The organism is Clostridium sp. 'White wine YQ', from assembly GCF_028728205.1.
GTDB lineage: Bacteria > Bacillota > Clostridia > Clostridiales > Clostridiaceae > Clostridium_T.
The window spans coordinates 349,128-372,564 of the sequence record NZ_JAQYUU010000001.1; the positions used below are offsets into that span (position 1 = coordinate 349,128).

The window sequence follows — 23,437 nt, forward strand, 5'->3', positions numbered from 1 at the left end:
AAACAAACCATATATATAAACATTTATAAAGCTTTATAAAGAAGGTGTACAAATGAATAATCAAGAAATTTTTAATGAAATTGATAAACATCTATTGGAGGACCAAAAGCCTTCAATATTTTTAAAAACTCTCTTTAACAATAACTCATTAAAAGGAACAGTATTTCACCAAATTGAAAGATTAGCTACTATTGAGCAATCTCCTAAATATCACCCAGAAGGAAATGTATTAAATCACGTGATGCTTGTAGTAGATGAAGCTGCAAATCTTAGGGATAGAAGTTCTGATAAAAGAGCTTTAATGTGGGCGGCACTTCTTCATGATATAGGAAAACTAACTACAACTAAAATGAGAAATGGTAGATGGACATCGTATAATCATGATAATGTAGGAAGCGAGATGGTTGGTGATTTTATAATGCCATTTAATAATGATCGTCAATTGGTAGAAAAGATAAGCAATTTAGTAAAATATCATATGCATTATTTGTATGTTGAAAAAAATCTCCCATTTGCAAATATTAAGGGATTAATAAATGATATTTCAATAGATGAAATTGCATTATTATCATATGCTGACAGATGCGGACGAGGAGAACTTTCAGAAAAGGATAGAATTAACACAGAAAAAGCAATTAATAATTTTAAAAGCAAATTAAATAGTAAAAAAGAAAAGATGAGCCTGCAAACAGTGTAGGCTCATCTTTTAAAATTTAGGGGACGGTTAGCAACTAAATGAACTAAATTAGCGTGAATTTAAGCAATTCTGACTGCATAATATCCATAAAAAAGAACAAAAAAATGTTAACCGTCCCCTAAAGAGTCCCTTAAAGATACTCTAAAGAAAGTCTTTCGAGAAAAAACAGTTGTATTCTCCGAGTAGACAAGGTATAATTTTTTTATTATATATTACTATATAATGTAATATGCAAATTTGGGGTGATTTTATGTTGTTTAAAAGTACAAGAGGCGGGGAAGATAATGTATCTTCTTCGGAAGCAATCTTAAAAGGAATAGCAAAAGATGGGGGGCTATTTGTTCCATCAAGTTTTCCAGAAGTTTATTCAAAATTAAAAGATAAAGTTGATTATGGATATGAAGAATTGGCTGAAAAAATCATAGGCCAATATTTTACTGACATACCAAATGAAGATTTAGTTAGGGCTATTAGTGACGCATACAAAGGAAGATTTAATGTAGAAGTAAAGAATGGATTCCTAGAACTATACCATGGACCTACCTCTGCATTTAAAGATGCAGCACTTCTTTTTCTTCCACAAATAATGAAGAAAGCAAAGAAGGTAATTAATTTCAAAAATGAAATAGTTATATTAACTGCAACTTCAGGTGACACAGGGAAGGCAGCTTTGGAAGGGTTTAGCGGTGTTGAAGGGTTTAAAGTAGTTGTTTATTATCCTAAATCTGGAGTATCAGAGGTTCAAGAAAAGCAAATGAGAACTCAAAGAGGTAATAATGTTTATGTTGTAGCAATAGAAGGAAATTTTGATGATGCTCAAAGAGGGGTAAAAACAATTTTCAGTAATAAAGACCTGAAAGAAGATCTTGAAAAGAGCAATATATCATTATCTTCAGCAAATTCAATCAATATAGGAAGACTAGTTCCTCAAATAGTATATTACTTTTATGGATACTTTAAGTTGATTAGACAAGGGGAAATAAAAGAAGGAGATAATATCAATGTAGCAGTTCCAACAGGAAACTTTGGGAATATACTAGCAGCTTACTACGCAAAACAAATGGGGCTACCTATCGATAAATTAATATGTGCATCTAATGAAAATAATGTATTAACGGACTTCTTCAAGGAGGGGACCTATGATAAAAATAGGGAACTTATCTTAACAGAATCTCCATCTATGGATATACTAGTTTCTTCAAACCTAGAAAGATTATTATATGAACTTTCAGGTAGAAACAGTGAAAAAGTTGAGGAATTAATGAATTCCCTTCAAAGTAGTGGTAAGTATTCCATCACTCAGGAAATGAAGGAGAAGTTAAGTGATTTTTATGGGGATTATTCAGAAATTGATGAAGTATATAAAGTAATAAAGGATGTTTATAATAAAGAAAGTTATTTAATGGATACACACACAGCAGTTGCCTATAGTGTATATAAAAAGTACCAAGAGAAAACTGGTGACAATAAAAAGGTATTAATAGCTTCAACAGCAAGTCCATTTAAGTTTAATAGAAGTATAATAAATGCCCTAGGAATAAAAGTAGATGAAGAAAGTGATTTAGAACTATTAAATAAACTTTCGGATTACACATCTCTAGAAATTCCAGCAGGATTAAAGGAACTTAAGGATCTTCCTATACTTCACAATTTAGAGTGTCCTAGTGATAAAATGGAGGCTACTCTAAAAGAAATATTAAAAGTAGGTGTGTAGTATGGTAAGAGTTAAGGTTCCAGCAACAACTGCAAATATAGGGGCTGGGTTTGATTGCATGGGTTTAGCTTTCAAGCTATACAATGAATATTTCTTTGAAGAAATTCCAGAAGGGTTAGAGTTTGTTGGAGTAAAAGAAGAGTTCTGTAATGAACAAAACATTATATATGAAGCGATGATACGCTGCTTTAATAAGGCGAATTACAAAAAAATAGGTGTAAAAATAGGAATAATTAAAGAAGAAATCCCTATATCCAGGGGCCTTGGAAGTAGTTCAAGTTGTATAGTTGCTGGCTTAATAGGTGCAAATATTTTAATGGGAAGTCCTTTTAATAATGATGATTTATTTGATTTAGCAGTTGAAATAGAGGGACACCCTGATAATGTGGCACCAGCATTCTTCGGAGGGATAGTTGTTTCTTCAATGGAAGAGGGAAAAGCATATTATAATAGAATTGATATAAAAGATGGAATTGAGTTTTTAGCATTCATCCCTGAATTTACACTTTCTACTGAAAAGGCTAGAAAAGCTCTTCCTGAGGTTATACCTTTTAAGGATGGTGTATATAACATTGGAAAAGCTGCACTAACACTAAGTTGCTTTTATTCAGGTAATTTTGATTTGCTTAAGGTAGCTTGCAAAGATAAACTTCATGAAAGTTATAGAAGTGATTTAATACCTAACTTTGAAAATATAACAGACAAGGCTAGAGAACTTGGCGCTCTATGTGTATTTCTCAGTGGAGCAGGTCCCACAATAATGTGTATTATTAAAAAAGGCTCTATCGATATAAAAGAAGGCATTAAAAAGTATTTAGAAACACTTGATGGAGGATGGAAACTTTTAGAACTAGAAAAGAATAATATTGGTCCAGAAATAGTTGAAGGGTGAGAAGATTGAAAAGTGAGTATTTAGTAATTGATAAGAAGGTTTTACCGGAGATATTTGAAAAAGTAATAGAAGTGAAAAGATTGTTAAAGGGTGGAAAAGTAAAAGAAATAACTGAAGCTACGAAGACAGTTGGTATAAGTAGAAGTGTGTATTATAAGTACAAGGATTATGTTTTTGAGTTTTCAGAGACCTCTCAGGGGAAAAAGTTTACTTTTAATATGATTATTTCACATAAAAAGGGGATACTTTCAAGTATATTAAATTTTCTTTCGGAAAAAGGTGGAAACATACTTACAATAAATCAAGGTATTCCAATCAACAATTCAGCAAATCTTAGTATAACAATGGACATAAGCTCACTAGGGGAAGATATCTGGAATATTTTAGATGAGATTTCGTCCCTTGAAGGTGTGCAAAAAGTCGAATTTGTGGCTATGGAATAGAATTAAGAATATTTTAAGAATATATTAATAGTATTATTAATTAAAGCACAGTACAATAAAGATATAAACTAACATATGGAGGCGGAATCCATGATAAATAGTATTAGAAGTCATTGGAAAAAAGCTCTATCAGTTTTAACTTTATTAGTGCTTTTTTTATTTATATATAATTACAAGGATGAATTGCTAAATTTCATGCAGTTACTTAAGAATACTGATGAAGTAAGTAACTATATTAAATCCTTTGGTCCTTTGGCGGGGATAACATTCATTTTATTACAAGTTCTACAAGTAGTTATATTCTTTATTCCAGGTGAATTTATTCAAGCTGCAGGAGGATATGCATTTGGAACTTGGATTGGAACCCTATATTCAATCATTGGAATTAGCATTGGATCATCAATACTATTCTTTGCAACTAGAAGATTTGGGCATAATTTCGTTGAAAAGGTTTTACCCAAAAAAGTAAAGAAGTCTTTCAAAAAAATATTTAATTCCAAGAGAATTAATTTAATTGTTTTTTTAGTATATTTAATTCCAGGGTTTCCAAAAGATAGTTTAGCATTTCTAGCTGGGTTATCAAAAATAGATTTTAGAAGTTTTATTATATACTCGACATTAGGAAGATTACCTGCATTATTCTTATCAAGTTATTATGGAGCGAATATAGCAGGTGGTAAAAAGTTTATTATAATAATGTTGTCAGTAGTATTTGTTCTTATAATTGGTGTAGGAATAAGATTTAAGAGTCACTTCTTTAGTAAACTGGAAGAAATAGAATAAGCTTAATAGGAAAATGCTTTATTATTTTTACGGATAATAATCTTTTTCCTTTTTTTATTTTGCAGAAACAAGAAAGTTAGTAGCAAAAAAAGTGACTTATCAATCAAAGATAAGTCAAAAGTCTAAAGCTTATATGATATTATGAACTACTCTAAATATCTTTTTTCAAAAGAGTGTAGTTTGTATAATATGAAACAATTAGCATAAACACTCCCAATAAGTTTGGAATTATTAAGTTATGATTATTAAATGTATTTTCATAATGTAGCAATGGTGTCAAGTATATGGCAATCAGTGCGGAAGATACCATGCCAATAGCAGGCAGTAGTATAACAAAATTTCGAATTTTTGCTATTTCAATTGTTATGTAATAGAAAATAACACTATATATCCAAAAGTTTACTACAATCCAAGCATGTGATAGCCTAATATAACCTTTTGATTTAAAGTATGTAAAAGTTAAAATAAGAATTATACATAAAACTAAAATAGGCGCAAAATAGATAATCTTTAACATCTTATCTAATGAATTCTTTATTTTTAAGTTGATTTTACCATAATTCCTATAAAAAATACTTTTAGAAAATACTAATAATAATGCTAATAAAAAACCTGATATTAAAAATAAATATGACATATATGATTTCCCCCTTTATATAGTACAACATAGTGTTTCTATTATATTGTAATAAAACCATAATAATCAAGAAAAGTAGAGAAAAGTTAACTAAAAATTTCCACTTTATAATGTAAATTTAATAGTTTTTTATTTTTTTATAAACTTTCCTTTGACAGATAATAAGTTTTTAATTAATCTTAAAGTTAGGGGTTTTTTATAGATCTTTAAGTTTCCTATAAAAAACCCTATAACAAGAATATTATAAGCAATTTAAAGTTCTTTAAATAAAGGAAACAGAATTGAGAAAGGATACAGAAATGATTGTATATTTTGATAATGCTGCTACAACAAAACCAATAGATGAAGTAATTGAAGCAGTTAATTTTGGTATGCGAGAATACTTTGGAAATCCATCTTCTTTACATAGACTTGGGTTAGAAGCAGATAGAAAGTTATTAAGTTGCAGAGAAGCAATAGCAGGTACTATAAATGCAATTGCAAGCGAGATTTATTTTACCTCAGGTGGAAGCGAGGGAAATAATTTTATACTTAAATCTTTTGGCAAAAAAGGAAGTCATATTATAACAACAAAATTTGAACATCCTTCTGTACTTAATACTCTTAAAGAATTAAAGGATATGGGTGCTGAAGTTACTGAATTAGCATTAGATTCAGAAGGAAGAATTGATATAGAGGAACTTAAAAATAGCATAAAAAAGGAAACTGTATTAGTATCAATTATGCATGTTAATAATGAAGTAGGTACAATACAAAATTTATTAGAAATAGGGAAAACTATAAAAGAATTATCTAGTAGAGCAAGATTTCATGTTGATGCTGTTCAGAGTTATGGAAAAATTGAGATAGACGTAAATAAATATAAAATAGACTTTTTAACAGCAAGCGGACATAAAATTCATGGTCCTAAAGGTGTTGGTTTTTGCTTTATTAGAAAAGGACTTAACCCTAAAGCACTAATTTCAGGTGGTGGACAGGAAAGTGGATTTAGAAGTGGTACTGAAAATGTTCCATCTGTTATGGGAATGACTGAAGCAGCGGTAATAGCTCATAAGTCAATAAAAGAAAGCTTTGATAAGGTAAAAGAACTTAAAAGGTATTTCATTAGTTTGATAGATGATTTAGATAATAAAATAATAAATTCTAAGGAAGAAGAATATATAAGTCCATATATTTTAAATGTTTCATTTCCTGGAATTAAAGCAGAAGTGCTATTGCATTTGCTTGAGGAGAAGGATATTTTTGTTTCTACAGGATCAGCTTGTTCTTCTAGAGGTGGTAAAGGCAAATATGTACTAAAGGCTATTGGATTAAATGAAAAGGAAAGTGAAGGAGCAATTAGATTTTCTTTTTCAAGATTTAGTACAAAAGAGGAAATAGATTATACAGTAGAAGAGCTTAAAAAAGCACTTACATTTTTAAGGAGAGTAAGAAAATGAGAAAATTGATATTAATAAAATATGCATCAGAGATATTTCTAAAAGGTTTAAATAGAAATAAATTTGAAAGAAAATTAAAAAAGAATATTGCAAGAAAGTTACATGGGATTGAATTTGAATTTGTAGAAGATATGAGCAGATGGTTTATAGCTTCAGAAAATTTAGATGAAGTAGCTAGAAGAGTAAAGAAAGTTTTTGGAGTTAAAGAAATATGCTTTGTTACTGAAATAGAAAGTGATTTTGATAAAATAAAAGAATTAGCTTTCGAAAAAGTAAAAGCATCAGGAGCAAAAACTTTTAAAATAGAGACTAATAGAGCAAATAAAGATTTTAACATGGAGTCAGTTGAAGTATCTAGAGAAGTAGGAGCACATGTTCTAATTAATTATGAAGGCGAACTTTCAGTAAAAATGAAAAATCCTGAATGTATGGTAAAAGTTGAAATAAGAAAGAAAGCTTATATATGGACACTAGGAGATGTTGTAAAAGGTGAAGGTGGTATGCCATATGGTGTTAATGGAAGCACTATGCTTATGCTTTCAGGTGGAATAGATTCACCAGTTGCTGGGTATATGATGGCAAGAAGAGGTGTTGAATTACACTGCGTATATTATCATTCTCATCCTTATACATCAGAAAGAGCTAAGGATAAAGTTAAGGATTTAGCAAAAGTCTTAGCAACATATACAGAAAAAGTTAATCTATATGTAGTTCCATTTACAGATATTCAGATGTCAATAATTGAAAAGTGTCGTGAAGATGAGCTTACTATCATAATGAGAAGATTTATGATGAGAGTGGCATGTACATTAGCAGAGGAAAAGGGAATTCAATCAGTAACAACTGGAGAAAGTATAGGTCAAGTTGCTTCTCAAACAATGGAAGGCTTAATTGTATCTAATGATGTAGCAGATAGACCGGTATTCAGACCATTAATTTCAATGGATAAAGAAGATATAATGGATATATCAAGAGATATTGAAACTTATGATATATCAATAAGACCTTATGAAGATTGTTGTACTATTTTTGTTCCAAAACATCCAAAGACAAAACCAGTACTTGAAGAAATAAAAAAATCAGAATCTAGTTTAGATTGTGAGGCATTAGTTAAAGATGCAATAGAAAATATGGAAGTTTATACATTTTAAAATTATTAAAGATATCCTAAAGGGGGTATCTTTTTTTTATTAAACAAATATAATTACTAGCATATTTTAAATAAATAGTGGGAATATATATTAAGTTGACAATTGCGTATAAATGTGTATAATTAAGGATATACTTTAGTAATTTATCAGAATAAAGTGATAAAGTGAATGACGGAGGGATAAAATGGGGGCTATTAATAATTTTCTTCCTGAAGGGGCAAGAGATATAATCTCTGAAGATTGTTACAAGAAGGAAGAAATACGAAAATCTTTAGAAGAAAATTTAGAAAATTGGGGATATGAACAGATAATTACACCTACCTTAGAATATTATGATACTTTTAATTCTCATCCTGAAGCTTTTAAACAAGAAGAAATGTATAAGTTTTTTGATAACAAAGGAAAGATTCTTGTTTTAAGACCTGATATGACAATTCCAATGGCAAGAGTAGTAAGTACAAAGTTAAAAGATTATAAAAGACCAATTAGAGTTAGATATACATCAAATGTATACAGAGTAAATGAGGCATTTGGAGGAAAACCAAATGAAATCACTCATTGTGGAGCTGAATTAATTGGGAGAGAAACTTTAGAAGGAGATTTAGAGATAATATATCTATCAATTAATCTTCTTAAAGCTTTAGACTTAAAGGAATTTAAAATCGAGTTAGGTCACATGGGGATAATCTCAGGAATTTTTGAAGAGTTAAATCTTGAGGATGAGGTTAAAGAAAAAATATCATTTCTAATAGAAAAAAAGAGGCTTGGAGAATTACAAGGACTTTTAAATAAGCTTAATATATCAAAAGAAATCAAAAGTTTCTTAGAAAAGTTACCATGGCTTTTTGGAAATGTTGAAGTTTTAGATTCAATAAGTGAACTTGAAATATATGAAAAAATAAAGGAACCAATACTATATTTAAAAGCTTTGGCAGAGGGGATTAAAAAACTAGAGTTACAGGAATATGTATCTTTAGATTTAGGGATTATACCTAAAATAAATTATTATACTGGGGTAATAATTAGAGGATATGTGCAAGGAGTTGGAAATTATGTACTCCAAGGTGGACGTTATGACAAACTTATAAATTCTTTTGGAATAGATAACGGGGCAATTGGTTTTGCTATAAATATTGATTCATTAATTGAGGTATATAAAAGTAGTAAAAAAGAAAAGATTACTAAGATAATATATTCTAAAAAAGATTTTATTGAGGCATTAGCAAAAGGGAATGAATTAACAAGTAAGGGCTATAAGGTTAATTTAATAGAAAAAAAAGATACGAATGCAGAAATAGAGAGTGATGAAAATACAATATTAATCTAATCTTTCTAAATTATTATGATTCAATTGGGGGGGAAGGATATGACAGTAAATATTGCACTAACAAAAGGGCGTTTAGAAAAAGAAAGTGTCAAGATCTTTGAAAAAGCTGGGTTTGATGTATCTTCGTTAAAAGATAAGGGAAGAAAACTCATTTTCAAGGATGAGAAAATGGATTATAACTATTTTTTAGTTAAGAGCGTTGATGCAATCACCTATGTTGAGCACGGGGTAGCAGATGTTGGTATTGTTGGGAAGGATACGCTTATTGAAAGTAACTTGAACTATTACGAAGTTTTAGATTTGAAGATAGGACAGTGTAAATTCATAGTTGCATCTCTTCCAGATTCAAGATTATTTAAAGATTACGGGCACATTAAAATAGGAACTAAATATCCCAATGTAGCAAAGGAATATTTTTATGACAAGGGAATGGATGTAGAAATAATAAAGATTGAAGGTTCTGTTGAACTAGCACCACTTCTAGGGTTATGTGATGGGATAGTAGATATTATGGAAACGGGAACAACTTTAAAGGAGAATGGATTGGTTGTCCGTGATGAAATCTGTGATATAAGTGCCAGGGTTATTGTTAATAATACTGCCTTTAAGTTAAAAGAGAAGGAGATTAGAGAATTTCTTTCAAAAATAAGTAATGTAATATAGGGGGCTATAATGTTAAGAATATTAAAATACAACGAAGAAAATAGAAATAAAGTTTTAGAAGAACTTAAGAATAGGGAAGTTAAGGAAAGTGAAGAAGTATTAAAATCAGTAAATGAAATACTAAACAAGGTTAAAGCAGAAGGCGATAAGGCACTAAGCTATTTTACTAATTTATATGATGGAGTTCAATTAGAATCTATTTTAGTTTCAAAAGACGAATCAGAAGAAGCTTTTTTGAAAGTTGAAAAAGAATTCATTGAGGCGTTAGAAAAAGCTAAAGAAAATATAAAAGTATTTCATGAAAAGCAAAAATTAAATTCTTGGATACAGACTAATGATAGTGGAGTTTTCATGGGGCAAAGAGTAATTCCACTTGAAAGAGTAGGAGTTTATGTTCCTGGGGGAACTGCTGCATATCCGTCTTCAGTATTAATGAATGTTATTCCAGCTAAGGTGGCAGGAGTTTCATCAGTTGCAATGATCACTCCACCAATGAAGGATGGAAAGGTAAACCCGTATATTCTTGCAGCTGCTAAAATTGCTGGGGTGGATGAAATTTATAAAGTTGGAGGAGCTCAAGGAATTGGAGCCTTAGCTTTTGGAACTGAAAGTATAAAAGCTGTTGATAAAATAGTTGGGCCCGGGAATATATACGTAGCTACCGCTAAGAAATTAGTATTTGGTACTGTAGATATAGATATGATAGCAGGACCGTCTGAAATATTGGTTATAGCAGATGAAAAAGCTAAAAAAGAATATGTTGCTGCAGATATGTTATCTCAAGGAGAGCATGATGTCTTAGCTTCATCAATTTTGCTAACTACTTCTGAAAAGTTATTAAATGAAGTGTGTCAAGAAATGGAGAAGCAAACTCAGAATTTAGAGAGAAAAGATATCATAAAAAAATCTATGGAGAAGTTTGGAATAGGGATACTATGTGAGAGTATTGAGGAATGCGTTAAGCTTTCTAATATAATATCACCCGAACATTTAGAACTCATGATTGAAAATCCAATGGAGTTATTAGGGAAAGTTAAAAACGCAGGAAGTGTATTTTTAGGATACTATACACCAGAGCCTGTTGGAGATTATTTTGGTGGTCCTAATCATGTACTACCAACATCGGGAACAGCAAGGTTCTTCTCAGCATTATCCACTGATAGTTTTATTAAAAAATCTTCGTTTATATATTACACAAGAGAAGAACTAATAAAGGCATCAAAAGACATTATAACGTTAGCGGATAAGGAAGGGTTAACCGCCCACGGAAATTCTATAAAAGTGAGGTTAGATTAAGATGAAAAAAATACACGCATATACATCAATGGATACATCAAAGGAGATTAGACTTAATGCCAATGAGATATCTAATAATCTATACAAGGATGCAATATTTTCTATGACATCAATATTAGCATCTACTCAGTTTAATAGATATCCAGAGGATGAGGCCTTAGGTATAAGAAAAGCATATGCTAAATATGCTGGAGTTAAAGAAAAAAATATTATTGTTGGAAATGGTTCTGATGAGATGATAAACCTTATTATAAGCTCAGCAATATCACAGGGGAAGAAACTACTAACCTTGGATCCAGACTTTTCTATGTTTGATTTCTATACTTCAGTTCAAGGTGGAGAAATAGTTAAGGTTAAAATTGAAGATCAAGGGAAAATTAATGTAAAGAATCTTATAGAAACAGGCAAACGAGAAGAGGTAAGTTTGATAATATTCTCAAATCCTAATAATCCAACAGGAACAGTAATAGCAGAGAAAGATATAGTTAAGATATGCGAAAGCTTTAGTGATATTCCAATAGTTGTTGATGAAGCTTACTATGAATTTTACGGTGAATCAATGATTAAGTATATCAATAAATACAAAAATCTAATAGTGACTAGGACATTATCTAAGGCATGGGGATTAGCAGCTATTAGAGTTGGCTTCCTAATCTCCAATGAAGAAAAGATAAATGAACTTCTATCATATAAGGTTCCTTATAATGTAAACACTCTTTCACAGACATTAGGAACTATTGCATTAGGATATATAAATCTATTAAAAGAAAATACAAATATAATAATTTCAGAAAGAGAAAAGTTATTAGAAGAACTTAAAGAGTTAGAGATTGAAAGTTCTTTAGATATATGTTTTTATCCATCTAAATCAAATTTTATATATGGAAAAACATCTCATAAGGATGCTCTTGTAAATGGGCTTAAAAATAAAAATATTTTAATTAGAACCTTTGAAGATGATAGTTTCAGAATAACAATTGGATCACCTCAAGAGAATAAGAGACTAATGGATACTTTAAGAAAGATTTTAGTCTATGAAGGAGATGATGGATATGACATTAAGAGTTTATAAAGGTAAAAGAGATACAAAAGAAACTCAAATTGAACTGGAACTTAATATTGATGGAAATGGTAATTCAGAAATATCAACAGGAGTTGGATTTTTTGACCACATGCTAACATTATTATCATTTCACGGGGATTTTGATTTGAATATTAAAGCAAAAGGTGATTTATATATTGATGATCATCATTTAGTTGAAGATACAGGTATTCTGCTAGGAACAGCAATAAAAGAAGCCTTAGGAGATAAAAAAGGAATAAGAAGATATGGAACCTTCTTTTTACCTATGGATGAGGCATTATCTACAGTTTCTCTTGATATATCTGGAAGAGGATTTCTGCACTTTGAGGGAGACTTTTCAAGAGAGAGTATAGGAAACTTTTCAACTGAAATGGTAAAGGAGTTCTTTAGAGCTTTAGCTATGAATGCAGAGATAACTCTTCATGGAAGAGTTTTATATGGGGAGAATGATCATCATAAAATTGAAGGTTTATTTAAGGCTTTAGGAAGAGCTTTAAAAGAAGCTGTTACAATAGATGAAAATAATATAAACCGAATTCCTTCTAGTAAAGGAGCTCTTTAAGGAGGGTCAAAATGATAAGCATCATTGATTATGGTATGGGTAATCTTAAAAGTGTATATAATGCTTTTAAGTTTCTTGGAATAGAAAGTAAAGTCACAAGAGATTATAAAGAAATTAAGGCGTCAAAAGGAATATTATTACCTGGAGTAGGTGCATTTCCTGATGCTATGAAAAATCTAAAAGAATATAATTTAGACCAAATAATACTGGAAGAAGTGGACAAGGATAAACCTATGCTTGGAATATGCTTAGGTATGCAATTGCTATTCTCAAAAGGATATGAAGGGGAAGAGTGTGAAGGGTTAGATATAATACAAGGAGAGGTCAAAAAACTTAAAGAGGGCAATATTAAGATACCTCATATTGGGTGGAACTCTTTAGAAATAAATAGGAAAGATGAAATAATGAAAGGGCTAGAAGTTGAGAGTTATGTATATTTTGTCCATTCATTTCAAGGAGAAAATTTAAAAGATGAAAATCTTATTGCCTACAGTAATTATGGAGAAAATAAGATACCAGCTATAGTTAATAAAGATAAGGTGTACGGAGCACAATTTCATCCAGAAAAAAGCGGGGAAGTAGGACTTAAGATATTAAAAAACTTTAGGGAGTTGATTTAATGATAATATTACCAGCAATAGACATTAGAGGTGGAAAAGCTGTTAGATTATATCAAGGAGATTATTCTAAAGAAGAAATCGTAGCAAAGGATATTTTCGATCAAGCTAAAGAATTTCAAAGCTTAGGAGCAACTAATCTTCATTTAGTTGATTTAGACGGAGCAAAGGAAGGGACAGGAATAAATGAGGAAATTATTCTAAAGCTTGCCAAAACATTAGATATGTCTATTGAAGTAGGTGGAGGAATAAGAAACCTTGATAGAATAGATAAGCTCCTAACAAAGGGGGTAGATAAGGTTATTCTAGGAACAGCAGCAATTGAAAATAAAGAATTATTATTAAGAGCATTAGATAAATATGGAGATGCTGTTATAGTGGGAATTGATGCAAGAGATGGAAAAGTATGTGGAAATGGATGGCTTAAAGAAAGCAATTTAGACTATATTGATTTCAGCAAGACTATGGCAGACTACGGTGTAGATAATATCATTGTTACTGATATAAGCAGAGACGGAACACTTCAAGGAGTTAATCTTGAAATGTTAAAGAAGCTAAAAGAGGAAGTAAATATAAAAATTACAGCTTCTGGTGGAGTTAAAAATATAGAGGATATTGAAAAACTAAAGGATCTAGATATATATGGGGCGATAACTGGAAAGGCTATTTATTCAGGAGAACTTTCATTAAAAGCAGCATTGGATTTAGTTAAATAACCTAGGAGGGATATTATGCATACTAAAAGAATAATTCCCTGTCTAGATGTAGATAAGGGAAGGGTAGTCAAGGGAATTAATTTTAAAGGACTTATAAATGTTGGAGATCCAGTAGAACTGGCTGAATACTACAGTAATGAAGGTGCTGATGAGTTGGTGTTTTTAGATATTAAGGCAACTCATGAAGGAAGAGGAATAATGGAGGATGTGGTTAGAAGAACTGCTGAAAAAGTATTTATTCCCTTTACTGTAGGAGGAGGATTAACTTCTGTAGATGACATTAGAAGGATATTAAGGGCTGGGGCTGATAAGATATCTCTTAACTCTGCTGCAGTGAGAAATAAGGAACTAATAAAAGAAGGATCCTATTACTTTGGATCACAGTGTATAGTTCTTGCAGTAGATGCAAAGAGAAGAGCTGACAATACTGGGTGGAATGTATTTGTAAATGGAGGAAGAATAGATACTGGCTTAGACGTTCTTAGTTGGATTGAAGAAGGGGTAAGGCTTGGGGCAGGAGAAATACTATTAACATCTATGGATAGAGATGGAACAAAGGAAGGTTTTGATAATAACCTTCTTGCAAAGGTTGATGAAATAGTTAATGTTCCTGTTATAGCCTCTGGGGGCTGTGGGAGCCTGGAACATTTTTATGAAGCCTTTAATAGTGGAAAGGCTGATGCTGCACTAGCGGCTTCTCTATTTCATTATGGAAAACTTAGAATAAATGAAGTTAAAGATTATTTAAGAGAACGAAAAATTCCTATGAGAAAATAAAGGAGATATTATGTTTGATATAGATAAAATTGATTTTGACAAAGGTAATTCTCTTGTACCAGCAATAGTTCAAGACTATAAAACAAAAGAAGTGTTAATGCTAGCATATATGAATAAAGAAAGCCTTAATAAGACTTTAGAAAGTGGAACCACTTGGTTTTATTCAAGAAGTAGAAATGAATATTGGAATAAAGGAGCAACTTCAGGTAATTTACAATTTGTAAAAGAAATGTATTATGATTGTGATGGAGATACAATCTTAGTGCTGGTTGAGCCAAATGGGCCTGCATGTCATACTGGAAAAAATAGTTGCTTTTTCAATAATATATACGGGGGAAAAATATGAAAAGTGAATTAGAAAGCTTATATAAACTTATTTTATCTAGAAAAGAAGATGGCGAAGAAGGATCATATACCAAATATCTATTTTCAAAAGGAATAGATAAAATATTAAAGAAAATAGGTGAGGAAAGTACAGAGGTGATTATAGCCTCAAAAGGAGATAGCAGAGAAGATCAAGTGGCTGAAATATGTGATCTAACCTATCATTTATTAGTTCTAATGGCAGAACTAAATATACCACTAGAATCAGTAGAAGAAGAATTGAAAAAAAGAAGTGAGAAGATAAGCAATTTTAAAGGTGAAAGAAAAGAAGTACAAGATTTATAAAAAAATTAGAAAATCCCTCCTATAATAAAATATGGAGGGATTTTTTAAATATGTAAAATCTTAGTGAAGTTCACCTATTTCATTTGGATGTTCATTGTGTGACTTCTTTCTAAATATTATAAATTTATTAATTATAAAACCAATCAGTCCTGTTGCCATGGCAGCAGTAAAAGCTGATAAGTTTGCATTTAGTCCTCTATGTAAGTGGAAAGGGTTTAATCTTGTTAATTTAACTAAAATAATGGCATCCATTAAACTTAATACAGCTAAAAGGGAAATATAACTAAAGTAAGATTTTATTGATGCCTTTGTTTTAAATGTATATTTTCTATTAAGTAAATATCCTGTAGTAGAATAAACTGCAAAGGAAATTAACTTAAAAAGATAATTAATTCTACCTATATACATTCCGGAAGCAAACCATAGTATATTAAGTACAATCAAATCTATTATTACATTGGATGCTCCAACTAAAGCATAAGTAATGAATTGAATAATGGATTTATAATTAAAGCTTTTGTTTATCAAAAATTTCCCCTCCAAAGCATAGTATTAGAAAATGATTACAATCAAAATACAAACTAAAAACATTTTAACATAATAAAAATAGAATAGCATTAAAATAATTCTTAATTTTACTAAGAAAAAGTATTACCAAGAATGTAATCTATTAGAATATAACATAATGAGTATTAAAATCCAATAAAACTTAATGATATTAACTAAAATAGTGGTATTTAACCTATTTTAATTAAATACATGAATGACAAATTTATCGTATTGATATAAAATGGATTTGTTTAGTAAATTAAATTGAGATCTAGAATTAAAGGAGAATAATAAGATGGATAGCAGAAAAAGTATACCATTTTCACCACCTGATATAACAGAAGCAGAAATTGAGGCTGTTGCAGAAGTTTTAAGATCAGGTTGGATTACATCAGGCCCAAAACTTGTGAAGTTTGAAGAAGAAATACAAAAATATTTATCAGTAAATAAAGCTGTTGCACTAAATTCAGCTACTGCAGCAATGGAATTAGTTTTAAAAACACTTGATATAAAATCAGGAGATGAAATTATCTCAACACCATATACATATACAGCGACTTCAAGTGTTGCAGTTCATAGAGGAATTACTCCAACTTTAGTTGATGTTGAAAAAGATTCATTTTTTATGGATTTAAATAAATTAGAAGCGGCAATAACACCTAAAACTAAGGTAATAATGCCAGTGGATTTAGGCGGTTTTCCTTGCGATTATGACGCAATAAAAGAAATATTAAAAGCTAAAAAGAGGGGAGATATAATAATTTTATGTGATTCAGCCCATTCTTTTGGAGCAAAATATAAAGGCGAGAGAGTTGGAGGACAATGTGATTTCCATAGCTTTTCTTTCCACGCAGTTAAGAATTTAACTACAGCAGAGGGCGGAGCTCTAACTTTTAATAATAATAATTTTTATGGAAAAGAAGATTTATTTAAGGAATTTAAGACAACATCGCTTCATGGACAGACAAAAGATGCGTTATCTAAAACAAAGCTAGGTGGATGGGAATATGATATCGTAACTGATGGATTTAAATGTAACATGACAGACATGAGTGCAGCTATTGGACTTGTTCAACTTACTAGATATGAAGATATGCTAAGAAAAAGAGCAGAAATATTTAATATCTACACTAATATACTAAAAGATAATGAATGGGCTATCATACCTCCAAGTAAAAATGATGAGGGGACAGAATCTTCATATCATTTATACACCCTAAGAATTAAAGGCTTTAATGAAACTAAGAGAAATCTATTAATTCAAAGATTAGCTGAATTAGGTATTGGAACAAATGTACACTATAAACCACTTCCAATGCTTACACTTTATAAGAATTTAGGATTAGATATTAAGGATTATCCAAATGCATATGCTCAGTATGAAAATGAAATAACACTTCCAGTATATACAACATTAAAATTAGAAGATGCTGATTATATTGCAAAAGAAGTTGTAAAAATAGTAAATGAAATAAAGTAACATAATGTAAAAAAGACATCCTAAAATGATTTTATATCTTTTAAGGATGTCTTTTAATTAATATTCTAATTTGCGGTCACTAAAGTGAACAGCCTTAAGTCCAATAGATGTAATTAGCTCATTAGCTTCTTTGAAATTAACACCAATTGCTGCCTTTCCGTGAGCATCTGAACCTAAGGTTACATACTTACCACCTAAATCTTTATATCTTTTGAAAATTTTATATAAAGAATTATATCTTTCTTTTTCATTTAACATTCTTGTATTTAGTTCTAATAACTTATCTTTTGATAAGAGCTTTTTAATAACATTATCAATATATTCACCATATAACTCTATATGGATTTCTTTATCTTCATAAGGGGCATAACGGCACGCATAATCTATGTGCCCAAGTGCATCAAAGCAATCAAAAGAGTCAACAAGTTTCTCCATAGCGACTAAATATTCTATATAAAGCTCATCTTTACTTTTTTCAGGAGCATAAAAATCTACATAAATGTCTTTACCATTTACCATGTGGACAGAACCGATAACATAATCAAAGGGATTTGAATTTATTATGTTGTTATAATCACTAACAAATGAAGAATTAAGTCCTATCTCAATCCCTAGTTTAAGAGTTTCTGATTTATAAGGCTCATAGGTTTTAAGATACTTAGGTACATCGCACCTAAATAGTGCAGGATCAGGAAAATCTAAATCAATATGTTCAGTAAGAGTAACAGCTAGATTTTTATTTTTACTTTCTTCTATAACTTCTTCAATTTTCATTTTAGAGTCGCTAGAGAAAATAGTGTGCATATGGTTATCAAAAATCATTATTTTCCTCCTTAATTCTTAATAATTAGATTATATCACACTAATTATATATTTTTATACAATAAAAAAAGCTCCTTTTGGGAGCTTTTTTGAGTTCTGAGAGGGGACTCAGAACTCCATTAAATTATAGGGAAAATTAAATCTTATATACATATTATACATTGCATACCTTATAAAAAGGTTACAAAAACCTTAAAGGTTAGTTAAAAAAAACTTAAGAATATATAAAGATTGATGAAATTTGTGGTATTATAGATAATAAATTAGGAAAGAAAGGCAGTGTAGAAATGTTGTTATTTGAAATTGATGGAGTAAAATTTTATAAAGAGGAATTTCAGGATGATTATTCAGAATATATGGATATAATACCAATAATACAGGAATTCCAAGAGGCACTAAGTTTAGAAAAAATAAGTTGTGTAGATGATAATGACTGTTGTTTCCAAACAAAAGAGAATTATTTTGCTGAAATAAAAGGATTCATTAATGAAGAAGATGAATTCTTATTAACAGAAGAATTGGATTCTGAGCCTGAAAATTTAGAGTTATTTGTAATAAGAATATATAAATGTGTTGCGTGTGAAAAATGGATGATAGATATTTTAGAGTAAGTTAGGGAGAGTTTAATGAGGAAGTATTTAATAAACTTTAAAAATTATATACAACATGTAAAAGACATAGGTATAGTAGTTTTTAGAAAATATTATAAGGTGATTGTTCCAGTTGTAGCTGTAATTTTAATAGCACTTATTTATGTAGCTCAGTATAGCAGAAGTACAGAAAAGTACTTTCTGAGTTCCTTGCAAAAATCTATTGCGAGCAATGATGCAAAACAATTTTCCTCATTAATAACGGTAAATGGTAAGAAGGTTACTAGTGAGGAAGTAAAGCCACTGTTAGATTATTTATCAAGAGAAAAGAATGGGGAAACATTTATTAAGAATATTAAAGATAATGGAAAAGCCTTAGGAATTACATTGAAGAGTAAGAAAAAATTAATTTTTGAAGGATATTATTTGGAGTCAGCAGGATTTCAAGTTAAAATAAGAACAAACTACCCTTCAGAAATTGATATAGATAGCAAAGAAGCTGGCAATACGAAAAGTGATGAGCCATTAATCATTAAAGATAAGCTCCCAGGAATATATAAGATTAGTGCAACAGCAGGAGATGATTATGGAAAGGCTAAGAGCAGTAAAGAAATATCGCTATTTAAGGATGAATCAGTAGATTTTGAACTTCAAGGAAATGCAATAACAATAATAAATTCCCCATATCAAGAAGGAGAAGTATATATTAATAATAAAGATATTAATAAAACAGTTAAGGATATTAAAAATTATAGTTTTTTCCCAATTGATGAGAAGAATAAATTGTATTTTAAGTATACATTCCCTTGGGGAGAGATTCAAAGTGAAGAAATTGAAGTTGGAAAATTTCCTGAAATAACACCAAAAATTCAGGTGATAAATGATAAGGCAGAACAAGATATAACTAAGAGCGTAACTAGTTTTTATGAAAGTGTTATTAATGCATTAAATAAAGAAGACAGCAGCCTTATAGAAAATGTTTCAGAGGATCAGAAGTTTTTATTATATTCAGATTTAACGAAGAAATACTTTTTATTAAAAAATATATATAGCATGGATAACATTGATTGTGAAATAGAGAAGGATTCCTTTAACTTTGATGGTAAAATCTACTCTGGAAATGTAAAAGTTAAAATAGAATACAGTACAGGAAAAGATTTTATTGGAATATCAATAAATAAAGAAAAGAAAGAAAAGACATTCTTGACTACATGTGAGTATAAAGATAATAAGTGGATAATAAAGAGTATAAGTAATATATGATATTAATTAATAATAATTATTAATAAGTATTATTATGGAGTATACGGTATCTACAGGAAGGTATATTGCTATAATCAGGAATTTTGCTGTTTAACAAAACTAATAATATGTGTTTTAATTGTGGTAGACAATTTTACAGTTTTAGGAGGTATTATTATGGAAAGATTAGTAGGCAGAGAGTTACCTGATTTTAAGCTTGAAGCAGTTAAAGGCGATGGAAGCGACTTTATTAGTGTAAGTAAAGAGGATTATAAAGGAAAGTGGTTAGTATTATTTTTCTATCCATTAGATTTTACTTTTGTATGTCCTACAGAGATTACTGGATTCTCACAAGCTATAGAAGAATTTAAGTCAGAAGATGCAGAAATATTAGGAGTTAGCGTTGACAGTGTTCATTCACATAAAGCGTGGATAGAAAGTAGTCTTGGAAAGATTAATTTCCCAATAGCATCTGATATCACTAAGAGCCTATCTAGAGATTTAGGCGTACTTATTGAAGAAGAAGGAGTAGCTTTAAGAGGCTTATTTATAATAGATCCTGAAGGAATTGTACAATATGCACTTTATCATAACAAGAACGTAGGAAGAAATACTAAGGAAGCTATTAGAGTACTAAAAGCACTTAAAACTAATGGACTTTGCCCAATTAATTGGGAAGAAGGACAAGATACTTTATAATATATATATATTTTGAAAGAAAAGGTAATTATAAAAATACCTTTTCTTTTTTTTTCTTTTTTTAAAAGTTTATTCTATATGGAGAAGGCTTAAAATAAACTGTAAAGTGAAAAAGTTTGAAAATTCAAATAATTGTGAAAAAATTAGCAGGAATTATCTGGTAGATGTCAAATATATAGTTATGGAAGGAGTGAGTATATGTGCTGTTCAAATGAATTATCAGAAAAAAAATATAATGAACTTGACGAATTTATTAAATCTCAAGGTTCTAGCAAATCACAATTAATCGCTATCTTACACAAGGCTCAAGAAATCTTTGGGTATTTACCAAAAGAAGTGCAGATGTTTGTAGCAGAAAAATTAAACTTACCATATTCAAAGGTATATGGAGTTGTTACTTTTTATTCATTCTTCTCAACAACTGCAAAGGGTAAATATGTAATAAATGTTTGTACTGGAACTGCATGCTTTGTAAGAGGAGCTGGAGAGGTATTAGAGGAATTTGAAAAGAAGTTAGGAATTCATGAAGGTGAAACTACAGCTGATGGTAAATTTACCATAGATACACTAAGGTGTGTAGGTGCCTGTGGTTTAGCTCCAGTAGTTTCGGTAAATGGAAAAGTATATGGACATTTTAATAGAAAAGACGTTGATAGATTAATTCAAGAATATGTTGAATAGGTGGAGGATATATGATGGATAAGATAAAATCATATACGGAATTAAAGCTATTCCATGAAGACTGTAAAAAGCTTTTAAGTTTAAGAACCTCCGATGAAAACAGTATTGAAAAGCACAAAAGTGAACATGAAATTGATATATTAGTATGTGGAGGAACTGGTTGCAAATCTGCAAGGGCAGATGAAATAATTAAAAATATTAAGGAAGAGGTTGAAAAAAACAATCTTTCTAATAAGGTAAATGTAGAAATGACAGGGTGCTTTGGATTTTGTGAAAAAGGACCTATAGTTAAGTTTATGCCAGACAATACATTTTACGTTCATGTAACACCAGAGGATGCAGCAGAATTAGTCAGAGAACATATCATAAATGGTAATGTTGTAGAAAGATTATTATATGAAGAGCCAACTTTAAAACAAAAAGTTAAAAGACAAGATGAAATGAGTTTTTATAAAAAGCAAAAAAGAATAGCACTAAGAAATTGTGGAGTAATAAATCCAGAAAATATCAATGAATATATAGCTGCAAAAGGCTATTTAGCACTAGGAAAAGTACTCACAGAGATGACTCCTGAGGATGTAATTAAGGAAATCACTGATTCCGGTCTAAGGGGAAGAGGTGGTGGAGGATTCCCTACAGGAAAGAAGTGGAGTTTTGCAAGGGCATCTAAGGATGAGGTAAAATATATAATTTGTAATGCAGATGAAGGGGATCCAGGCGCATTCATGGATAGATCAATATTAGAAGGAGACCCTAACAACATAATTGAAGCTATGGCTATAGCAGGTTATGCAATTGGTGCATGCAAGGGTTTTATCTATATTAGAGCTGAATATCCATTAGCAGTTCATAGACTTATGATAGCAATAAAACAGGCGAAGGAGCTTGGGTTAATAGGAGAAAAAATACTAGGTAGTGATTTTAGTTTTGATATAGATATAAGGTATGGAGCAGGAGCTTTTGTATGTGGAGAAGAAACTGCATTGATGCATTCAATTGAAGGGTCAAGGGGAGAACCTACTACAAAACCACCTTTCCCTGCTGAAAAAGGACTTTTTGAGAAGCCTACTTCTGTTAATAATGTTGAAACCTTTGCTAATGTTCCAGCAATTATTAACAATGGAGCTGCTTGGTTTAGTTCAATAGGAACAAATACATCTAAGGGGACTAAAGTTTTTGCATTAGCTGGGAAAATTAATAATGTAGGGCTTGTGGAAGTTCCAATGGGAATAACCCTAGAAGAAATTATTTACGAAATAGGGGGAGGAATAAAGAATAATAAGGAGTTTAAAGCAGTTCAAACAGGAGGACCATCAGGAGGCTGTATTCCATCTGTTTTATTAAACCTGCCCATAGATTATGAATCATTAAATGCAATAGGATCTATGATGGGATCTGGTGGAATGATAGTAATGGATGAAGATAACTGCATGGTTGATATTGCAAAATTCTATCTAGAATTTATTGTTGATGAGTCCTGTGGAAAATGTACCCCTTGTAGAGTAGGAAATAAAAGACTTCTAGAGATGTTAAATAAAATAGTAGAAGGAAAAGGAACTAAAGATGATTTGAAAAAGCTTAAAGATCTTTCAAAAATAATAAAAGATACTTCTCTTTGTGGCCTTGGGCAAACTGCACCAAATCCAGTATTGAGTACTATGACATATTTTATGGATGAGTATGATGCTCATGTTAATGATAAGAGATGTCCTGCAGGAAAATGTAAAAAGCTAGTTAGATACAAGATAACAGATAAATGTATAGGATGTACAAAATGCAGTAGATTATGTCCTGTTAAGTGTATATCAGGAAAATTGAAAGATGTACATTTCATAGATGAAGATAAATGTATTAAATGTGGAACTTGTTTTGAAGGGTGTCCAGTAAAAGCCATTGATTTGGTTTAG

General features: G+C 30.3%; 26 protein-coding genes. 23 read left to right on the forward strand and 3 right to left on the reverse strand.

Going from position 1 to position 23,437, the window contains the following annotated elements; all coding sequences use genetic code 11:
• Window positions 1-52 precede the first annotated feature (52 nt).
• The 5 genes from PTZ02_RS01640 (at window position 53) to PTZ02_RS01660 (ending at window position 4,529) form a co-directional block, all read left to right on the forward strand.
• A complete protein-coding gene (locus PTZ02_RS01640) occupies window positions 53-697 on the forward strand; it encodes an HD domain-containing protein (protein WP_274226088.1) in 645 nt (214 codons plus the stop codon).
• 250 nt (window positions 698-947) lie between these two features.
• The gene (gene thrC, locus PTZ02_RS01645) at window positions 948-2,411 is read left to right on the forward strand and encodes a threonine synthase (protein WP_274226089.1); all 1,464 of its coding nucleotides are present in this window, start codon (window positions 948-950) and stop codon (window positions 2,409-2,411) included.
• Window position 2,412: 1 nt separating this feature from the next.
• A complete protein-coding gene (gene thrB / locus PTZ02_RS01650; RefSeq protein WP_274226090.1) occupies window positions 2,413-3,303 on the forward strand; it encodes a homoserine kinase in 891 nt (296 codons plus the stop codon).
• 5 nt (window positions 3,304-3,308) lie between these two features.
• On the forward strand, window positions 3,309-3,746 hold the full coding sequence (locus PTZ02_RS01655; protein ID WP_274226091.1) for an ACT domain-containing protein: 438 nt from the start codon (window positions 3,309-3,311) through the stop codon (window positions 3,744-3,746).
• Between the two features lie 90 nt (window positions 3,747-3,836).
• Complete coding sequence (locus PTZ02_RS01660) at window positions 3,837-4,529, forward strand: TVP38/TMEM64 family protein (protein WP_274226092.1); 693 nt, start codon at window positions 3,837-3,839, stop codon at window positions 4,527-4,529.
• Window positions 4,530-4,680: 151 nt separating this feature from the next.
• Here PTZ02_RS01660 and PTZ02_RS01665 read toward each other — a convergent pair whose 3' ends face one another.
• Window positions 4,681-5,166: a hypothetical protein gene (locus PTZ02_RS01665; RefSeq protein ID WP_274226093.1), complete on the reverse strand. Its 486-nt coding sequence runs from the start codon at window positions 5,164-5,166 to the stop codon at window positions 4,681-4,683.
• Between the two features lie 299 nt (window positions 5,167-5,465).
• Here PTZ02_RS01665 and PTZ02_RS01670 point away from each other — a divergent pair, with 299 nt between their 5' ends.
• From PTZ02_RS01670 to hisE, 12 genes are all read left to right on the forward strand, one after another.
• Window positions 5,466-6,605 (forward strand): cysteine desulfurase family protein, encoded by a 1,140-nt coding sequence (locus PTZ02_RS01670; RefSeq protein ID WP_274228051.1) that lies wholly within the window; start codon window positions 5,466-5,468, stop codon window positions 6,603-6,605.
• Complete coding sequence (gene thiI / locus PTZ02_RS01675) at window positions 6,602-7,756, forward strand: tRNA uracil 4-sulfurtransferase ThiI (protein WP_274226094.1); 1,155 nt, start codon at window positions 6,602-6,604, stop codon at window positions 7,754-7,756. The genes PTZ02_RS01670 and thiI overlap by 4 nt, the downstream gene beginning before the upstream one ends.
• Before the next feature lie 184 nt (window positions 7,757-7,940).
• Window positions 7,941-9,083, forward strand: coding sequence for an ATP phosphoribosyltransferase regulatory subunit (gene hisZ / locus PTZ02_RS01680; RefSeq protein WP_274226095.1), 1,143 nt, complete (start codon window positions 7,941-7,943; stop codon window positions 9,081-9,083).
• Between the two features lie 39 nt (window positions 9,084-9,122).
• A complete protein-coding gene (gene hisG / locus PTZ02_RS01685; protein WP_274226096.1) occupies window positions 9,123-9,746 on the forward strand; it encodes an ATP phosphoribosyltransferase in 624 nt (207 codons plus the stop codon).
• A 9-nt stretch (window positions 9,747-9,755) separates the two neighbouring features.
• Entirely contained in the window at window positions 9,756-11,042 is a 1,287-nt protein-coding gene (gene hisD, locus PTZ02_RS01690; protein ID WP_274226097.1) for a histidinol dehydrogenase, read from the forward strand.
• Window position 11,043: 1 nt separating this feature from the next.
• Window positions 11,044-12,114 (forward strand): histidinol-phosphate transaminase, encoded by a 1,071-nt coding sequence (hisC, locus tag PTZ02_RS01695; RefSeq protein ID WP_274226098.1) that lies wholly within the window; start codon window positions 11,044-11,046, stop codon window positions 12,112-12,114.
• The gene (hisB, locus tag PTZ02_RS01700; RefSeq protein ID WP_274226099.1) at window positions 12,095-12,688 is read left to right on the forward strand and encodes an imidazoleglycerol-phosphate dehydratase HisB; all 594 of its coding nucleotides are present in this window, start codon (window positions 12,095-12,097) and stop codon (window positions 12,686-12,688) included. Before hisC ends, hisB begins: the two co-directional genes overlap by 20 nt.
• Before the next feature lie 11 nt (window positions 12,689-12,699).
• Window positions 12,700-13,308 (forward strand): imidazole glycerol phosphate synthase subunit HisH, encoded by a 609-nt coding sequence (gene hisH / locus PTZ02_RS01705; RefSeq protein WP_274226100.1) that lies wholly within the window; start codon window positions 12,700-12,702, stop codon window positions 13,306-13,308.
• Entirely contained in the window at window positions 13,308-14,021 is a 714-nt protein-coding gene (gene hisA, locus PTZ02_RS01710) for a 1-(5-phosphoribosyl)-5-[(5-phosphoribosylamino)methylideneamino]imidazole-4-carboxamide isomerase (RefSeq protein WP_274226101.1), read from the forward strand. The genes hisH and hisA overlap by 1 nt, the downstream gene beginning before the upstream one ends.
• A 15-nt stretch (window positions 14,022-14,036) precedes the next feature.
• The gene (gene hisF, locus PTZ02_RS01715; RefSeq protein ID WP_274226102.1) at window positions 14,037-14,798 is read left to right on the forward strand and encodes an imidazole glycerol phosphate synthase subunit HisF; all 762 of its coding nucleotides are present in this window, start codon (window positions 14,037-14,039) and stop codon (window positions 14,796-14,798) included.
• Between the two features lie 10 nt (window positions 14,799-14,808).
• Window positions 14,809-15,144, forward strand: a complete 336-nt coding sequence (hisI, locus tag PTZ02_RS01720) for a phosphoribosyl-AMP cyclohydrolase (protein WP_274226103.1) — start codon at window positions 14,809-14,811, stop codon at window positions 15,142-15,144.
• Complete coding sequence (hisE, locus tag PTZ02_RS01725) at window positions 15,141-15,467, forward strand: phosphoribosyl-ATP diphosphatase (protein ID WP_274226104.1); 327 nt, start codon at window positions 15,141-15,143, stop codon at window positions 15,465-15,467. The genes hisI and hisE overlap by 4 nt, the downstream gene beginning before the upstream one ends.
• A 60-nt stretch (window positions 15,468-15,527) precedes the next feature.
• On the opposite strand, the gene PTZ02_RS01730 is transcribed toward hisE, so the two are convergent.
• A complete protein-coding gene (locus PTZ02_RS01730) occupies window positions 15,528-15,995 on the reverse strand; it encodes a GtrA family protein (RefSeq protein ID WP_274226105.1) in 468 nt (155 codons plus the stop codon).
• Window positions 15,996-16,311: 316 nt separating this feature from the next.
• Here PTZ02_RS01730 and PTZ02_RS01735 point away from each other — a divergent pair, with 316 nt between their 5' ends.
• Window positions 16,312-17,496: a DegT/DnrJ/EryC1/StrS family aminotransferase gene (locus PTZ02_RS01735; RefSeq protein ID WP_274226106.1), complete on the forward strand. Its 1,185-nt coding sequence runs from the start codon at window positions 16,312-16,314 to the stop codon at window positions 17,494-17,496.
• 57 nt (window positions 17,497-17,553) lie between these two features.
• On the opposite strand, the gene PTZ02_RS01740 is transcribed toward PTZ02_RS01735, so the two are convergent.
• On the reverse strand, window positions 17,554-18,318 hold the full coding sequence (locus tag PTZ02_RS01740; protein WP_274226107.1) for a histidinol phosphate phosphatase: 765 nt from the start codon (window positions 18,316-18,318) through the stop codon (window positions 17,554-17,556).
• Window positions 18,319-18,605: 287 nt separating this feature from the next.
• On the opposite strand from PTZ02_RS01740, the gene PTZ02_RS01745 reads away from it, so the two are divergent.
• The 5 genes from PTZ02_RS01745 (at window position 18,606) to PTZ02_RS01765 (ending at window position 23,437) form a co-directional block, all read left to right on the forward strand.
• Entirely contained in the window at window positions 18,606-18,929 is a 324-nt protein-coding gene (locus tag PTZ02_RS01745; protein ID WP_274226108.1) for a hypothetical protein, read from the forward strand.
• A gap of 15 nt (window positions 18,930-18,944) precedes the next feature.
• Window positions 18,945-20,171 (forward strand): TcaA 3rd/4th domain-containing protein, encoded by a 1,227-nt coding sequence (locus tag PTZ02_RS01750; RefSeq protein ID WP_274226109.1) that lies wholly within the window; start codon window positions 18,945-18,947, stop codon window positions 20,169-20,171.
• 156 nt (window positions 20,172-20,327) lie between these two features.
• The gene (locus PTZ02_RS01755) at window positions 20,328-20,849 is read left to right on the forward strand and encodes a peroxiredoxin (protein ID WP_274226110.1); all 522 of its coding nucleotides are present in this window, start codon (window positions 20,328-20,330) and stop codon (window positions 20,847-20,849) included.
• A gap of 198 nt (window positions 20,850-21,047) precedes the next feature.
• Window positions 21,048-21,530 carry an NADH-quinone oxidoreductase subunit NuoE family protein gene (locus PTZ02_RS01760; protein WP_274226111.1) on the forward strand — a complete coding sequence of 161 codons (483 nt, stop codon included), beginning with the start codon at window positions 21,048-21,050 and terminating at the stop codon, window positions 21,528-21,530.
• A gap of 14 nt (window positions 21,531-21,544) precedes the next feature.
• Window positions 21,545-23,437 carry an NADH-quinone oxidoreductase subunit NuoF gene (locus PTZ02_RS01765; protein WP_274226112.1) on the forward strand — a complete coding sequence of 631 codons (1,893 nt, stop codon included), beginning with the start codon at window positions 21,545-21,547 and terminating at the stop codon, window positions 23,435-23,437.

What these genes read in the sequence shown, in the direction of transcription:
- PTZ02_RS01640 (WP_274226088.1), top strand. Translation starts at nt 53, where the DNA reads ATGAATAATCAAGAAATTTTTAATGAAATTGATAAACATCTATTGGAG.
- thrC (WP_274226089.1), top strand. Translation starts at nt 948, where the DNA reads ATGTTGTTTAAAAGTACAAGAGGCGGGGAAGATAATGTATCTTCTTCG.
- thrB (WP_274226090.1), top strand. Translation starts at nt 2,413, where the DNA reads ATGGTAAGAGTTAAGGTTCCAGCAACAACTGCAAATATAGGGGCTGGG.
- PTZ02_RS01660 (WP_274226092.1), top strand. Translation starts at nt 3,837, where the DNA reads ATGATAAATAGTATTAGAAGTCATTGGAAAAAAGCTCTATCAGTTTTA.
- PTZ02_RS01665 (WP_274226093.1), bottom strand. Translation starts at nt 5,166, where the DNA reads ATGTCATATTTATTTTTAATATCAGGTTTTTTATTAGCATTATTATTA.
- PTZ02_RS01670 (WP_274228051.1), top strand. Translation starts at nt 5,466, where the DNA reads ATGATTGTATATTTTGATAATGCTGCTACAACAAAACCAATAGATGAA.
- thiI (WP_274226094.1), top strand. Translation starts at nt 6,602, where the DNA reads ATGAGAAAATTGATATTAATAAAATATGCATCAGAGATATTTCTAAAA.
- hisZ (WP_274226095.1), top strand. Translation starts at nt 7,941, where the DNA reads ATGGGGGCTATTAATAATTTTCTTCCTGAAGGGGCAAGAGATATAATC.
- hisG (WP_274226096.1), top strand. Translation starts at nt 9,123, where the DNA reads ATGACAGTAAATATTGCACTAACAAAAGGGCGTTTAGAAAAAGAAAGT.
- hisD (WP_274226097.1), top strand. Translation starts at nt 9,756, where the DNA reads ATGTTAAGAATATTAAAATACAACGAAGAAAATAGAAATAAAGTTTTA.
- hisC (WP_274226098.1), top strand. Translation starts at nt 11,044, where the DNA reads ATGAAAAAAATACACGCATATACATCAATGGATACATCAAAGGAGATT.
- hisB (WP_274226099.1), top strand. Translation starts at nt 12,095, where the DNA reads ATGACATTAAGAGTTTATAAAGGTAAAAGAGATACAAAAGAAACTCAA.
- hisH (WP_274226100.1), top strand. Translation starts at nt 12,700, where the DNA reads ATGATAAGCATCATTGATTATGGTATGGGTAATCTTAAAAGTGTATAT.
- hisA (WP_274226101.1), top strand. Translation starts at nt 13,308, where the DNA reads ATGATAATATTACCAGCAATAGACATTAGAGGTGGAAAAGCTGTTAGA.
- hisF (WP_274226102.1), top strand. Translation starts at nt 14,037, where the DNA reads ATGCATACTAAAAGAATAATTCCCTGTCTAGATGTAGATAAGGGAAGG.
- hisI (WP_274226103.1), top strand. Translation starts at nt 14,809, where the DNA reads ATGTTTGATATAGATAAAATTGATTTTGACAAAGGTAATTCTCTTGTA.
- hisE (WP_274226104.1), top strand. Translation starts at nt 15,141, where the DNA reads ATGAAAAGTGAATTAGAAAGCTTATATAAACTTATTTTATCTAGAAAA.
- PTZ02_RS01735 (WP_274226106.1), top strand. Translation starts at nt 16,312, where the DNA reads ATGGATAGCAGAAAAAGTATACCATTTTCACCACCTGATATAACAGAA.
- PTZ02_RS01740 (WP_274226107.1), bottom strand. Translation starts at nt 18,318, where the DNA reads ATGATTTTTGATAACCATATGCACACTATTTTCTCTAGCGACTCTAAA.
- PTZ02_RS01745 (WP_274226108.1), top strand. Translation starts at nt 18,606, where the DNA reads ATGTTGTTATTTGAAATTGATGGAGTAAAATTTTATAAAGAGGAATTT.
- PTZ02_RS01750 (WP_274226109.1), top strand. Translation starts at nt 18,945, where the DNA reads ATGAGGAAGTATTTAATAAACTTTAAAAATTATATACAACATGTAAAA.
- PTZ02_RS01755 (WP_274226110.1), top strand. Translation starts at nt 20,328, where the DNA reads ATGGAAAGATTAGTAGGCAGAGAGTTACCTGATTTTAAGCTTGAAGCA.
- PTZ02_RS01760 (WP_274226111.1), top strand. Translation starts at nt 21,048, where the DNA reads ATGTGCTGTTCAAATGAATTATCAGAAAAAAAATATAATGAACTTGAC.
- PTZ02_RS01765 (WP_274226112.1), top strand. Translation starts at nt 21,545, where the DNA reads ATGGATAAGATAAAATCATATACGGAATTAAAGCTATTCCATGAAGAC.